The organism is Sphingomonas sp. ATCC 31555 (assembly GCF_000282895.1).
In the GTDB taxonomy this organism is placed as follows: domain Bacteria; phylum Pseudomonadota; class Alphaproteobacteria; order Sphingomonadales; family Sphingomonadaceae; genus Sphingomonas.
The window spans coordinates 56,098-69,637 of the sequence record NZ_ALBQ01000013.1 but is presented as its reverse complement, the minus strand read 5'-3'; the positions used below and the strand labels follow the sequence as shown (position 1 = coordinate 69,637).

The 13,540-nt window shown below is 66.8% G+C and carries 10 protein-coding genes; 7 read left to right on the top strand and 3 right to left on the bottom strand.

From position 1 onward, the window contains the following. Positions 1 to 59 precede the first annotated feature (59 nt). Genes B215_RS0106725 through rhmD form a run of 3 tightly spaced genes read right to left on the bottom strand, consistent with a single transcriptional unit; the run spans position 60 to position 2,935 of the window. Positions 60 to 962 (bottom strand): amidohydrolase family protein, encoded by a 903-nt coding sequence (locus tag B215_RS0106725; protein WP_019368875.1) that lies wholly within the window; start codon positions 960 to 962, stop codon positions 60 to 62. Between the two features lie 24 nt (positions 963 to 986). Beyond that, complete coding sequence (locus tag B215_RS0106720) at positions 987 to 1,736, bottom strand: SDR family NAD(P)-dependent oxidoreductase (RefSeq protein ID WP_019368874.1); 750 nt, start codon at positions 1,734 to 1,736, stop codon at positions 987 to 989. 8 nt (positions 1,737 to 1,744) lie between these two features. Beyond that, positions 1,745 to 2,935 carry an L-rhamnonate dehydratase gene (rhmD, locus tag B215_RS0106715; protein WP_019368873.1) on the bottom strand — a complete coding sequence of 397 codons (1,191 nt, stop codon included), beginning with the start codon at positions 2,933 to 2,935 and terminating at the stop codon, positions 1,745 to 1,747. A gap of 193 nt (positions 2,936 to 3,128) precedes the next feature. On the opposite strand from rhmD, the gene B215_RS0106710 reads away from it, so the two are divergent. The 7 genes from B215_RS0106710 to B215_RS0106680 all read left to right on the top strand — a co-directional run bounded on the left by B215_RS0106710 (position 3,129) and on the right by B215_RS0106680 (position 13,528). Beyond that, positions 3,129 to 3,965: an IclR family transcriptional regulator gene (locus tag B215_RS0106710; protein ID WP_019368872.1), complete on the top strand. Its 837-nt coding sequence runs from the start codon at positions 3,129 to 3,131 to the stop codon at positions 3,963 to 3,965. Positions 3,966 to 3,979: 14 nt separating this feature from the next. Beyond that, the gene (locus B215_RS0106705; protein ID WP_019368871.1) at positions 3,980 to 4,744 is read left to right on the top strand and encodes an SDR family NAD(P)-dependent oxidoreductase; all 765 of its coding nucleotides are present in this window, start codon (positions 3,980 to 3,982) and stop codon (positions 4,742 to 4,744) included. Further along, positions 4,741 to 5,529 (top strand): rhamnogalacturonan acetylesterase, encoded by a 789-nt coding sequence (locus tag B215_RS0106700; RefSeq protein ID WP_019368870.1) that lies wholly within the window; start codon positions 4,741 to 4,743, stop codon positions 5,527 to 5,529. The genes B215_RS0106705 and B215_RS0106700 overlap by 4 nt, the downstream gene beginning before the upstream one ends. A 198-nt stretch (positions 5,530 to 5,727) precedes the next feature. Then, the gene (locus B215_RS0106695) at positions 5,728 to 8,715 is read left to right on the top strand and encodes a TonB-dependent receptor (RefSeq protein WP_236704406.1); all 2,988 of its coding nucleotides are present in this window, start codon (positions 5,728 to 5,730) and stop codon (positions 8,713 to 8,715) included. Positions 8,716 to 8,784: 69 nt separating this feature from the next. Beyond that, positions 8,785 to 10,665: a rhamnogalacturonan lyase gene (locus B215_RS0106690; protein ID WP_160327944.1), complete on the top strand. Its 1,881-nt coding sequence runs from the start codon at positions 8,785 to 8,787 to the stop codon at positions 10,663 to 10,665. A gap of 15 nt (positions 10,666 to 10,680) precedes the next feature. After that, positions 10,681 to 11,898, top strand: a complete 1,218-nt coding sequence (locus B215_RS0106685; protein ID WP_019368867.1) for a rhamnogalacturonan acetylesterase — start codon at positions 10,681 to 10,683, stop codon at positions 11,896 to 11,898. A gap of 148 nt (positions 11,899 to 12,046) precedes the next feature. Further along, on the top strand, positions 12,047 to 13,528 hold the full coding sequence (locus B215_RS0106680; RefSeq protein WP_019368866.1) for a rhamnogalacturonidase: 1,482 nt from the start codon (positions 12,047 to 12,049) through the stop codon (positions 13,526 to 13,528). The last annotated feature ends 12 nt before the right edge of the window (positions 13,529 to 13,540 follow it).

The window sequence follows — 13,540 nt, the reverse complement described above, 5'->3', positions numbered from 1 at the left end:
CGCGAAATGCCGGACAAATTGTCCGACAAAGCCGTACGCCGCCGACAATGTGCCTGCAGCTAGAGCTGGAGGCCCAGTCGATAGATGCGGTTGGCGTTGCCGGCGAACAGCGCGATTCGCTCTTCCCGCCCAAAGTCGGCGGTGATTGCCGCATAGGCATCGAGATGCGCGGCGAAGCTGCCGAACAACTTGTCCGTCGGGAAATCGCTGGCGAACATTGCGCGATCGGCGCCGAACAGGTCGATCGCTTCCAGAATGTATTCGCGGATCTGCTCGAGCCGCCACGGCCGATGGGTGAAGCCCATGCCCGAAAGCTTGGTCGCGACATTGGGCAGCGCCGCCAGCGCCCGCATGCCCGCCCGCCAGCCTTCCCATTCGCCGGGCACTGCCATGCCGGTATGGTTGACGATCACCTGCGTCTCCGGGTGCCGCGCGATCAGGCGGGCGAGCGCTTCGAACTGGCCCGGATAGGCCTGAAGATCGAAGCTGAGCCCGTAGCGGCCGAGCCGCGCGAAACCCCGCGCCCAGGCTTCGTCCTGCGTCACGTCGCGCGCGGTATAGCTGCGCCGCGGATCGGGATGCCAGTTGACGATGTGGCGGATGCCGCGCACCGCCGGGTGCCGGGCATGGGCGGCGAGCAGCGTATCGACATCGGGACCGTCGAGTGCGGCGAAGGCGATGATCGCGTTGGGCATGCCGCGCGCATCGGCCATCGCCTGCAGCCATTCGGTTTCGGCCAGCGCCGCCTCGGGCGCGGCACCGGCATCGACATGGACGATACCGCGCACGTCCCAGCCCCCCGCATCGGCCAGATAGTCGTCGAGCAGATAGGTATGCGCGATCGGCGCGACGCTGCCATTGGGACCGTCCTCGCCGAAGGGCGGGGTCAGCCAGGGATAGGAAATATGCGCGAGATCCCAGAGATGCACATGCGCATCGACGAACGGCAGGTCGCGGGCCATCTTATCCTCTCTCCGGGATCACCCTCAATAGGTGGTCCGCCCCCCCGAGGTGTCGAAGGTCGAGGCGGTGGTGAAGCTGCATTCCTCGCTCGCCATGAACAGGATCATCGCGGCGCTTTCCTCGGCCTCGCCCAGTCGGCCCATCGGGATCTTCGAGCGCATATACTCGACCTGGCTGGGCGGCAGCTGCGACAGGATCGGGCTTTCGAACGTCGCGGGGGTCAGCGCGTTGGCGATCACGCCCTTGCCGGCGAGTTCCTTGCCGAGCGACTTGGTGAAGCCGATCACGCCGGCCTTGGACGCCGAATAGGCCGAGGCATTGGGATTGCCTTCCTTGCCGGCCACCGACGCCACGTTGACGATGCGGCCATAGCCGTTCGCCAGCATGTGCGGCACCACCGCCCGGCAACAATAGAACAGGCCGTTCAGGTTGATGTCGATCACGCGGGCCCAGCTATCGAGCGGGAATTCGTGGACGGGAACGGTCGCCCCCGTAATGCCGGCGGAGCAGATCAGGATATCGATCGTGCCCAGCGCCGCCGCCGATGCGTCTGCCGCGCGCGCGACCGCGGCGGCATCGGATACGTCGAGCTGCTCGGTATGCGCGCCTCCCAGCGCGTTGGCCGCCAACGCCAGCTGATCGGGATTGAGATCCCACAGCGCGACCCTGCCGCCTTCCGCCACCAGCCGCCGCGCGACTGCCAGCCCCAGGCCGGAAGCACCGCCCGTGATCACCGCCGAGCGTCCGGCGAAACGTCCTGCATATGCGTTCATGGAATCTCTCAGTGCGTATAGGGACGATGCATCGACAGCTCGCGATTGAGCTCGACGCCGAAGCCGGGCTGGTCGAGCGCGCTCGCGCGGAGCCGGCCGTTCTGCGGCACGGGCTCGCCCAGCAATTGCGGATGGAACATCGGCACCACCTCGGTGGGCCCGGGATGCATCATCAGGAACTCGGCAAAGGGCGAGTTGTGGCGGGTGATGACGAAGTGGTAGCTGTAGACCGACGAACCATGCGGCACGACCAGCTTGCCGCGCGCATCGGCCAGCGCCGAGATCTTGAGCAATTCGGTTACGCCGCCGCACCAGCCCACGTCCGGCTGGAGGATGTCGCAGCAATCCATATCCAGCAGCATGCGGAAGCCCCAGCGGGTCGCTTCATGCTCGCCGGTGGTGACCAGCATGCCCTTGGGCACGTTGCGCTTGAGCTCGGCATAGCCCCAGTAATCGTCGGGGCTGATCGCCTCCTCGATCCACTTCAGACCATGCTCGTGCGCGGCGATGGCGAGGCGGGTGGCATAGTCGACGTCGAGCGCCATCCAGCAATCCCACATCAGCCAGAAATCGGGCCCGACGCGCGACCGCATCTCGGCCAGCTCGGCGATGTTCTTCTTCAGCCCCTCGATGCCCTCGGCCGGGCCGTGGTGCAGCGGCAGCTTGCCGCCGATGAAGCCGAGTTCCTTGGCGATGTCCGGCCGCGCGCCGGTGGCATAGAATTGCAGCTCGTCGCGCACCGCGCCGCCGAGCATGTGGTAGACCGGCTCGCCGCGCAGCTTGCCCAGCAGGTCCCACAGCGCCAGATCGACGCCGGAGATGGCGTTCACCACCAGCCCCTTGCGCCCGTAATATTGCGTCGAGAAGTACATCTGGTCCCAGATCTTCTCATACTCGGTGGGACTACGCCCCTCTAGGAAGCGGGCGAGGTGCTTCTCCACGATATAGCAGGCCGGCTCGCCCCCGGTGGTGACGGCGAAGCCGATCGTGCCGTCCTCGGCCTCGATCTCGACGATCAGCGTGCCCAGCACGTTGATGCCGAAGCTCTGCCGCGACTGGCGGTACTCGGGATAGCGCGCCATCGGTGTCGCGATGTGATCGTCGATCCAATGGCCTGCGCCCTGGTCGTGATAATCGGCGCCGCCGCCGCGAACGGTATAGGCGCGTACATGCTTGATCTTGGAGAGTCCGGCTACCACGGCTCGACGCTTCCCTTTTGACGTCCATCCCAGATGGCTGGACGGTTTCCGACAATGTGAAATTCTGGCGCGCGCGATGCCAGTATATGGTACGCGAGCGACCAAGATGTGCGGGTGGATCGCAGCCTTGCTCGGCTGCCCGGCATCCTCCTGAAGCTTTACTTTCTCACTTTATGGGATAGGATGTTAATTGATGGAACGCTCCACGTCAAATACAGAAAGCGCGGATGGCGCCCCGGCATCCGCCGGGGGCGCCAAGATCCAGGGCAGCCAGACGCTCGTTCGCGGGCTGGACATGCTCGACAAGGTGATCGAAGGCCCGGTAAAGCTGGCCGAACTGTCGCAGCGGATGGGGCTGACCCGCTCGACGACGCACCGGCTGGCCAACGCGCTGATCGACCGCGGATTCCTGAGCTATCTGCCGCGCGACGGCTATCAGCTGGGGCCGAAGCTGATCCAGCTCGGCTTTCTGGCGCAGAGCCAGGCGGACATCGTCCAGATTGCCCGGCCGCGCATGGAATCGCTGGCGGCGGAGACCGAGGATACGGTGCATCTCGGCCGGATGGACGGCGACCTGGCCCTTTATCTCGACAAGATCCCGGGTCGCCGCCGCGTGGAAATCTCCAGCCGGATCGGCGATCGCCAGCCGCTGACCTCCACCGGGCTGGGCAAGGCGCTGCTGATCGACGCGGCGGAAGGCGAATGGCAACGGCTCTACGCCGCGGATGCCGGCCGCGGGCAACAACATACCGAACAGGGCCTGTGGTTCGATCGGATGCGCGCCTATGCCCAGGCCGGTCATGCCTTCGACTTGGAGGAGAATGAGGATCTGATCCGCTGCGTGGCGGCGCCGGTGCGCGACGTCTCCGGCCGCATCGTTGCGGCGATCAGCGTATCGAGCGCGGCGCAATATATGGACGATGATCGCATGGCGACGCTGAGCGCGCAGGTGCGCGGCACGGCGCAGGCGATCAGCACCGATCTGGGCTGGAGCGCGGAGATGCGCCCGCGTGCCCGAAAACCACGCTAGACAAGGAGAGTGATGTGAAGCTGTTGGAGGGGAAGAGCGTCGTCGTGACCGGCGGGTCGACCGGCATCGGCCGCGCCGCCGCGATCGGGGCGGCGGAAGCCGGCGCCGATGTGGCGATCAACTATCACAGCCGCGATGACGATGCCGCAGCCGTGGTCGCCGCGATCGAGGCGATGGGCCGGCGCGCGCTGGCGGTGAAGGGCGATGTCGCCGATCCCGCCACGGCGGGAGACTTCGTTGCCCGCGCGGTGGAGGCGTTCGGCAAGCTCGACGCGATGGTCTCCAACGCAGGCATCTGCCCCTTCCATGCGTTCCTCGACATGCCGGTGGAAACGGTGCAGCGGACCATGCAGGTGAACCTGCTCGGCGGCTATTTCATGTGCCAGGCGGCAGCCCGCCAGATGGTAGCGCAGGGCCATGGCGGCGCGATCGTCGCTGTTTCCTCGATTTCGGCGCTGGTCGGCGGCGAGTATCAAACGCACTACACCCCCACCAAGGCGGGGCTGCATTCGCTGATGCAGTCCGCCGCCATCGCGCTCGGCCGGCACGGCATCCGCTGCAATTCGGTGCTGCCGGGCACCATCCTCACCGAGATCAACAAGGACGATCTCGCCGACGAGGAAAAGCGCAAATACATGGAAGGCCGGGTGCCGCTCGGGCGGCTGGGCCAGCCAGAGGATCTGGCAGGGCCGATCGTCTTCCTCGCCTCCGACATGGCAGCCTATGTCACCGGCGCCGCGCTGCTGGTCGATGGCGGCGCGTTCGTGAACCTGCAATGAGGCGGGTGCTGCTCGCCGCTGCGGCGACCCTGGCCTTCGCCGCGCCCGCCTGCGCCCAGGATCGATTGTTCATCGCCAGCGATTCGACCGCGCAAGTCTATAAGGCCGATCGCTATCCGCAGAGCGGCTGGGGGCAGATGCTGCCCTGCGGCCTCCAGCCCGATACGGTGGTGGTGAACCGCGCGATCGGCGGGCGCAGCACCAAGTCGTTCATCGCCGAGGGGCGGTGGGATTCGCTGATCGCCGAAGCCAAGCCGGGCGACGTGGTGCTGATCCAGTTCGGCCACAACGATTCGAGCACCACCAAGCCCGAACGCTATGCGCCGGCAGCGACGCTGTACCGCGACAACCTGTTGCGGATGATCTGGGAGGCGCGCGGCCACGGACTGGTGCCGGTGCTCGTCACTCCGCCGGTGCGCCGCAGCTTCGACGGCACGCGGGTGAAGGCCGATTTCGCTGCCTATAGCGAGGTGATGCGCGCGCTGGTGTCCAGCACCAACACGCCGTTGCTCGACCTGGAGGCGCGCTCGGCCGAACTGGTCCAGCGCCTGGGGCCTGAAGGATCGCGCGCGCTGTACCTTCACCTCAAGCCCGAGGACAAGGCGCCGGGCTTCCCCAAGGGCGTCGACGACGACACCCATTTCAGCGAAGTCGGCGCCCGTGCCATCGCCGATCTGGTCGCCCAGGAACTGAAGAACCTGAAGCTGCCGATCGCCGAGAAGGTGCTGCCCGAACGACCGGATCTGACCCGCACCAACGCGCTTGGCAGCACCGCCTGCCACTGATCGGAACACCACCTTTCCGCCGATACACAGCCCCGTCGCACCCCTGCGGCGGGGCTGTTTTGCGTCAAACGAGAAGGCGCGAGCGAAAAAGCACTTGGCGAAATGGTGGAACTACGTAATACATTGTGGGACAGCTCGACGTAGATTGAGACAAGCCGCGCCGATTCCGGACGCGGCAGCACAGCAAGGGAGGGGATGATGACGCATCGTTCCGTACGACACAGCACCGCCATTCGCATCGGCAGCTCCGGGTTCGCCGTGGCCATCGCGCTCGCTTCGGCCGGGCCGGCCTTCGCGCAGGGACAGACCGCGCCCGCGAGCACGCCGGCACAGGACGAAGTGGAAATCGTTGTCCGCGGCTTCCGCGCCTCGCTCGACAGCGCGTTGAGCCAGAAGCGCAATGAAACCGCGGCGATCGACTCGATCGTGGCCGAAGACATCGGCAAGTTCCCGGACAGCAACCTGGCCGAATCGATGCAGCGGATTCCCGGTGTCGCGCTGTCCCGCGGCGATGGCGGCGAAGGTCGCAACATCTCGGTCCGCGGTCTGGGCGCCGCCTTCACCCGCGTCCGCATCAACGGAATGGAGGGCAGTTCGCAGACCGGCTCCTCCGACATTTACGGCGCGGGCAATTCGGGCCGCAGCTTCGACTTCAACGTGTTCCCCACCGAAATCTTCTCGGCGCTGGCGGTCCGCAAGACGACCTCCGCCGATGTCGAGGAAGGCTCGCTGGGCGCAACCGTCGATCTCAGCGCGCCCAAGCCGCTCGACCTGAAGAAGGATTTCACGCTCACCGCCACGGCGCGCGGCGTCTACAACCAGATCAGCGATCAGGTCGATCCGCGCGGTTCGATCCTGATCGGCAAGAAATCCGATGATGGCCGCTTCGGCGTGCTCGCCAGCTTCGCCTATCAGAAGCGGCACCTGCGCGAAGTCGGCTATTCGGCGGTGGACATTCTTTCCGCCAACACCAACGGCGTCGATCCTGACGGCAGCGGGCCGGCACCGGTCCAACCCTTCTGCACCCCGATCGGCTATGCCCCGGTGAGCCCGGCGGTGGGCGTGAAGGGCGCCACCGCCACGCAGTGCAGCACCGGCAATCCGCGCACCAGCACCACGACGGCGTACAACACCATCGCCAATCTGCGCCGCGCGGACCTGCCCAACGTGCCGGGTAGCGGCGCCTTCCTGCCCCGCCTGCCGCGCTACGTGAATTCGGAGCAGGATACCGAGCGCATGGGCGGCACCTTCTCCGTCCAGTTCCGCCCCGACGAAAATACCGACATCAGCGTCGACGCGATCTATTCGCGGTTCGAAGTGGAGCGGCGCGACAATTACATCGCCGGCATTTCGTTCGGGCGATCGATCACCAACAATGGCCAGCCGATGGTGTCGGTGCGCGAAGCGCAGTTCAGTTCGAGCGGCGCGCTGATCTACGGCCTGTTCGACGGTGTCGACGTCCGCTCCGAAGGGCTGGTCGATCGCTGGACCTCGGATTTCAAGCAGGCCAACGTCAATCTGCGCCACCGCTTCAGCGACAAGTTCCAGCTCGACCTGTTCTTCGGCAAGAACCAGTCGGTCTGGTGGAATCCGCAGCGCTTCCAGACGTTCATGGACGCGATCGACACGCCCAACTTCTCGGTCGATTTCCGCAATGGCCGCAGCACGCCGCTGCTCGGCTTCGGCTTCGACGTGTCGAACCCGGCCAATTTCTCCTACGCGCCAAACCGTCCGGACGGCACCGTGCTGGGCGGCTTCAGCTTCCAGGGCAAGCCTTCCAAGAACCAGACCGATAACCTGACCGCCGAAGTGAACGGCGACTATACGTTCAGCGACGCGATCAAGCTGCGCGGCGGCGTGCAGTTTCGCAGCAGCGACTTCAACGCCTATACTTCGCTGCCCTATGCGGCGCAGACGATCGTGCAGGCATTGCCGGCGGGCACCAGCCTGGCGAGCCTGACCCGGCAGATCAGCGGGCTGGACACGCTGTTCGGCAGCGGTGCCCCCAAGAGCTGGGCGGCAATCGACCCCGACAAATGGTCGCAGACCTTCAACTATGACGCGATCCAGTTCTGCCGCAACGAATGCGGCGCCGGCGCCTCGCGCATCCGCGAGGAAGTGAAGAGCGCCTATGCGATGGCGGTGTTCGACACCGGCTTCGCGCTGCCGGTGAAGGTGCGCGGTGATATCGGCGTGCGCTATGTGCGGACGGACATGCTCGCGGCCGGCTATATCGCCGTGGCGGCACCGGGGCAGACGCCGACCAACCTGCGCGGGCAATATGGCCAGGTGCTGCGCGGCTATGACGACTGGCTGCCCTCGGCCAATATCGTGATCGAGCCGGCGCAGAACCTGCTCGTTCGCCTTGCCGCCGCCAAGGTGATGTCGCGGCCGGAACTGGGCCAGCTGGCGCCGACCAGCGGCGTAACGGCCACGACTCGCGTCGGCAACATCAACAACCCGTTCCTCGATCCGATCCGCGCCGACACGTTCGACGCGGCGCTGGAATGGTATTTCCAGCCCGGATCGCTCCTCTCGGTCGCCTATTTCCACAAGAATATCAAAAGTTACATCCAGCGCGTCACCAGCCAGATCCCGTTCAACCAGCTGGGCCTTCCCGCCGCGCTGCTCGACAACACCAACACCGCGCCGACCGAGGAATTCACCATCGGGCAGCCGCTTAACACGCCGGGCGGCAAGCTGAACGGCGTGGAAGTGAACGCGCAGCTGCAGCTGCGCTTCCTGCCGGGCTTCCTCAGCAATCTCGGCGTGCTGGGCAATTATACCCGCGTCACCTCCAAGATCCGCTACATCCTGGCGAGCGCCAACGGCATTCCGACCGTGACGACCACGGCGGATCTGGTCGGGCTGTCGAAGAACACCGCCTCGGGCACGATCTTCTACGAAGATTCGAAGTTCAGCATCCGCGCGACGGCGGCCTATCGCGATCGCTATATCCGCGGCATCCCCGCATCGCCGGGCAGCGATCTGCAAGGCAATTCGCCCAACACCTTCGTCGACGCCTCCGCCTCGTACAATGTGACCGACCAGATCAAGCTGATCGTCGAGGCGCAGAACCTCACCGATGCGCGCAACAACCTTTATATCGACAGCGTCCGGCGTGACACGCTGTTCCAGACGCGCATCGGGCGCACGTTCAACGTCGGCGTCAATTTCCAGTTCTGAGCAACCTCCCCTCGGGCCGCTGTTTCACCCCGGCGGCCCGCCTTTTTTGTTTCCCAGGAGATGCCGCCCATGCGTTTCGCCCTGATCGCCGCCGCGCTGGCGGCACCGCTTGCGGCGCAGACGCCTGAAAGGCCGGGCGGCCGGCAGGTCGAACGGCTCGACCGGGCACTGGTCGCCGTACCGGCGGCGGACAGCGGCGTCGCGGTGACGTGGCGGCTGCTCGGCACCGACGCCAAGACGATCCGCTTTACCCTGTACCGCGACGGCAAGGCGATTGCCCGGATCGGCGCGGGCCAGCCGACCAGCTTCCACGACAAGGACGGCACCCCTGCGGCACGCTATGCGCTGGCGGTGGACGGCGGCGCCGCGGGCGCGGCGGTGGGTGTGTGGACGCAGGGCTATCTCCCCATTCCGCTCGATCCGCCGGCGGACCGCACCACACCGGAAGGCGAACGCTACGGCTACACGGCCAACGACGTGTCGGTCGGCGATCTCGACGGGGACGGGCGCTACGAACTGATCGTGAAATGGTACCCCAGCGTCGCCAAGGACAATGCCTTTGCCGGCTATACCGGCGAGACGCTGATCGATGCCTACACGCTGGAGGGCAAGAAGCTCTGGCGGATCGATCTGGGTCGCAACATCCGCTCGGGCGCGCACTATACCCAGTTCATGGTGTTCGACCTGGACGGCGACGGCCGCGCCGAAGTGGCGATGAAGACGGCGGACGGCACGATCGACGGGGCCGGCAAGCCGATTGGCGACCCCTCGAAGGACTGGCGCCACGGCGACGCGACCGTGGAAGTGGGCGATCGCACCGGCTCCACCCTCACCAGCGACGGGCGCAAGCTCGCGAACCTCAAGGGTCGCATCCTTGATGGGCCGGAATATCTCACCGTGTTCGACGGGCGAACCGGCCGCGCACTCGCCACCGCGCCCTATGCGCCGCCGCGCGGAGGGAACACCGAAGCCGAGCTGAAGGCCTTGTGGGGCGATGGCTATGGCAATCGCTCCGAACGCTATCTGGCCGGCGTCGCCTATCTCGACGGCAAGCGCCCCAGCCTGGTGTTCGGCCGCGGCTATTATGCGCGCTCGGCGATCGGCGCCTGGGACTGGCGCGACGGCAAGCTTACCCAGCGCTGGCTGTTCGACAGCGCCGCGCCGGGCAACGACACGTTCGGCGCGATGGGCAACCACCAGCTTTCGGTCGCCGATGTCGATGGCGACGGGCGCGACGAGGTGATCTACGGGTCGATGGCCGTCGATGACGACGGCAAGGGGCTGTGGTCCTCGGGCCTCGGCCATGGCGACGCGATGCATGTCGGCGATCTCGATCCCGCCCGCCCCGGCCTCGAGAAGTTCGGGGTGCATGAGGAGATGCGCCGCAGCGGCAATCGCGGTGCGGCGATGCTCGATGCGCGCACCGGCGCACTGCTCTGGTCCACCCCCGCCGACAAGGATACCGGCCGCGGGCTCGCCGCCGACATCGATCCGCGCCATCCCGGCGCCGAGGCATGGGCAAGCAACTCGCCCGACCTGTTCGACGCGCGGGGCCAGGTGATCCCGGGCGGCCATCCGCGGGCGGCCAATTTCCGCATTTATTGGGATGGCGATGCGCTGTCCGAACTGTTGGACGGCGCGCGGATCACGAAGTGGGACTGGACGGCGGGCAGCGAGAAACTGCTGCTCGATCCCCCGGGCACCACATCCAACAACGGCACCAAGCGCAATCCGGCGCTCTCCGCCGACATCCTCGGCGACTGGCGCGAGGAACTGATTCTGCCCAGCGCCGACGGCAAGGAACTGCGCGTCTACACGACGCCGCTGCCGACGGCGATCCGCCTGCCGACGCTGATGCACGATCCTGTCTACCGGCTGGGCATCGCGTGGCAGAACACGGCCTATAACCAGCCGCCGCACCTTTCCTTCGATCTCTCCAGCCGCAAATAAGCCGGGGTTGACGCAATGGCGATGCTGGCGATGCTCGCGGCCGTGACCGGCCCGCTCCTCTTCGATCTCGCCCCCGGCGCGCCGCCGCGGCCCGAAAGCGTGGCGGTGGCGGAAGGCACCGCCTATCGCCCCGGCAGCCACGGTTATGAGCCCGGCGGGCGCGACCGCGAACGGCTCTTTTCGGTCGCGGTGCCCGAAGGCAATTACCGTGTGACGGTGCGGCTGGGCGATGCCAGCGCCGGCTCGCGCACCACCGTCAAGGCGGAATCGCGCCGGCTGATGCTGCGCGATGTCACTACCGCGCCCGGGCAGTTCGTCACCGCCAGCTTCATCGTCAACGTCCGCACCGCAGCACTGGCCGCCCCGCCGGCAAACGCGCCCGGCGGCACGGCGGTGCGGCTCAAGTCGCGGGAGGCGGGCAGCTATGCCTGGGACGACAAGCTGACGCTGGAATTTCTGGGCGATCCGCGCGTGCAGCGCGTCACCATCGAGCCGGCAACGGTCCCGACGGTGTTTCTGGCCGGCGACTCCACCGTGACCGATCAGCGCGCCGAACCCGCCGCAAGCTGGGGACAGATGCTACCCGCGCTGTTTCGGCCGGAGGTCGCGATCGCCAATCATGCCGAATCGGGCGAGACGCTGAAGTCGTTCGTCACCGAACTGCGCTTCGACAAGCTGCTGTCGCAGGTGAAGCCGGGCGACTGGGTGCTGATCCAGTTCGGCCATAACGACCAGAAGGCCGAGTGGCCGCAAACCTATGTCGACCCTGTCCTCACCTATCCCGCCTGGCTGCGGACCTATATCGCCGAGGTGCGGCGACGCGGCGGGCAACCGGTGCTGGTGACGTCGCCCGAGCGCCGCAATTTCGACCAGGGGCGCATCCGCCATACGCTGGCCGACTATGCCGAGGCGATGCGCAAGGTTGCGGCCGAAGCGAAGGTGCCGCTCGTCGATCTCCAGCCCGCAACGATCGCGTTGTACGAAGCCTATGGCCCGGCCGAAGCGGCAAAGCTGTTCAACGATGGCGGGCGCGACAAGACGCACCATAACAATGCCGGCGCCTGGCTGCTCGCCCGTGCGGTGGCGGCAGGAATTGCCGAAGCGGTGCCTAACCTTGGCGCACACCTCTTCCCCGACGCTCGCAGCTTCGATCCCGCCCATCCCCCGGCGATCGACAGCCTCGTGCTCGCGCCGAGCCTGACCGCCAGCAGCGAACGCCCGGCCGGAAGTTGATGGGGTCGCCCCTTAGATCGTCCCGGGAACGGAGAGGGGAACCGCGCCGAAGACGTGGTGGAGGGGAATCTCCACAAGGGACGCGGGCGTGGAAGCCCCCCTGCGCCGTGGTGCCCATGGTTCCCCTCCCCGTTCCGGGAAGGCGTTGATGCGCACCGGCCTTGTCCTCGATGTCCGCGAGTACGGCGCGCATGGCGACGGTGTCGCACTCGACGGTCCCGCCATCGCCGCCGCGCTGCACGCCGCCCATGCCGCGGGCGGCGGCATCGTGCTGCTGCCACCGGGCATCTATCGCAGCTTCTCGCTGCGCCTGCCCTCCCGCGTCACGCTCGCGATCGAGGCGGGCGCCACGCTGCTCGCCGCCACCCCGGGGCCGGACGGTGGCTATGACATGCCGGAGGATCGTGGCGCACAGCTCTACCAGGATTTCGGCCATAGCCACTGGCACAACAGCCTGATCTGGGCCGAGCATGCGGAAGACATCGCCATCCTCGGCAAAGGCCGCATCGACGGCGCAGGGCTCACCCGCAACGGGCCGGGGACGCCGTGGAGCGCGCAGCGCGGCGAGCGGCCGCTATCGATGGCGGCAATGTCCCCCGCCGACATCGCAAGGCTGGAGCGCGATACGGCGGCAATGCGGGGCCAGGGCAACAAGGCGATCGCGCTGGCCCGCTGCCGCCGCGTCGCGATCGAGGACGTCACACTGTTCCGCGCGGGGCATTTCGCGATCCTCGCCAGCGAGGTGGAGGATCTGCGCTGCACCGGCCTTGTGATCGACAGCAACCGCGACGGCATCGACCTGGACGGCGTGCGCCGCGCCGTTATCGCCGGGTGCCGGGTCAATACGCCCAACGACGACGCCATCGTGCTCAAGACGAGCCTCGCCCTGGGCCCCACCGCCTGCGAGGACGTGACGATCGAGGATTGCACCGTCTCCGGCTATGATCCCGGCACGTTGCTCGATGGCAGCCATGGCCGCAACCAGCAGTTCGCGCCCGATCGCGACCGCGTGACCGGCCGCATCAAGCTGGGCACCGAAAGCAACGGCGATTTCCGCCGCATCCGCATTCGCAATTGCCGCTTCCTGCGCAGCCGGGGCCTGGCGATCGAAAGCGTCGACGGCGGGGTCATCGAGGATGTGCGCGCCGAGAATATCGTGATGGAGGACGTGACCACCGCGCCGCTGTTCCTCCGCCTGGGTGCGCGGCTGCGAGGCCCGGAGGGAACAGGGGTCGGAGCTATTCGCGGCGTCGATGTGCACGGCCTCACCGCGACCGGCATAGACCCGCGCTTTGCCGCCCTGCTCGCCGGGCTGCCCGGCCACCCGATCGAAGCGGTGCGGCTTTCCGACATCGACCTGCGCTTTGCGGGTTGCTTCGAGGGACCGGCACCATCGGCGCCGCCGGAACTCGCCGATGCCTATCCGGAGCCGAGCATGTTCGGCCCAACCCCGGCCTGGGGATTATGGGCCCGGCATGTCCGCGGACTTTCCGCCAGGCGCCTTTCGCTCCGCCGTGCCGACGAGGATTCCCGCCCGCCGATTTTGGTGGAGGATGCCGGCGACACGCGGATCCTGTTTGACGAGACCGCGCCACAGCGCTACCATATCCTGCATAATAGTTCCACATAGTGGCGCGGAGGG

Bases quoted from the DNA above. Each gene is read 5' to 3' on its own strand.
- B215_RS0106725 (WP_019368875.1), bottom strand. From the start codon at position 962: ATGGCCCGCGACCTGCCGTTCGTCGATGCGCATGTGCATCTCTGGGAT.
- B215_RS0106720 (WP_019368874.1), bottom strand. From the start codon at position 1,736: ATGAACGCATATGCAGGACGTTTCGCCGGACGCTCGGCGGTGATCACG.
- B215_RS0106710 (WP_019368872.1), top strand. From the start codon at position 3,129: ATGGAACGCTCCACGTCAAATACAGAAAGCGCGGATGGCGCCCCGGCA.
- B215_RS0106700 (WP_019368870.1), top strand. From the start codon at position 4,741: ATGAGGCGGGTGCTGCTCGCCGCTGCGGCGACCCTGGCCTTCGCCGCG.
- B215_RS0106695 (WP_236704406.1), top strand. From the start codon at position 5,728: ATGACGCATCGTTCCGTACGACACAGCACCGCCATTCGCATCGGCAGC.
- B215_RS0106690 (WP_160327944.1), top strand. From the start codon at position 8,785: ATGCGTTTCGCCCTGATCGCCGCCGCGCTGGCGGCACCGCTTGCGGCG.
- B215_RS0106685 (WP_019368867.1), top strand. From the start codon at position 10,681: ATGGCGATGCTGGCGATGCTCGCGGCCGTGACCGGCCCGCTCCTCTTC.
- B215_RS0106680 (WP_019368866.1), top strand. From the start codon at position 12,047: ATGCGCACCGGCCTTGTCCTCGATGTCCGCGAGTACGGCGCGCATGGC.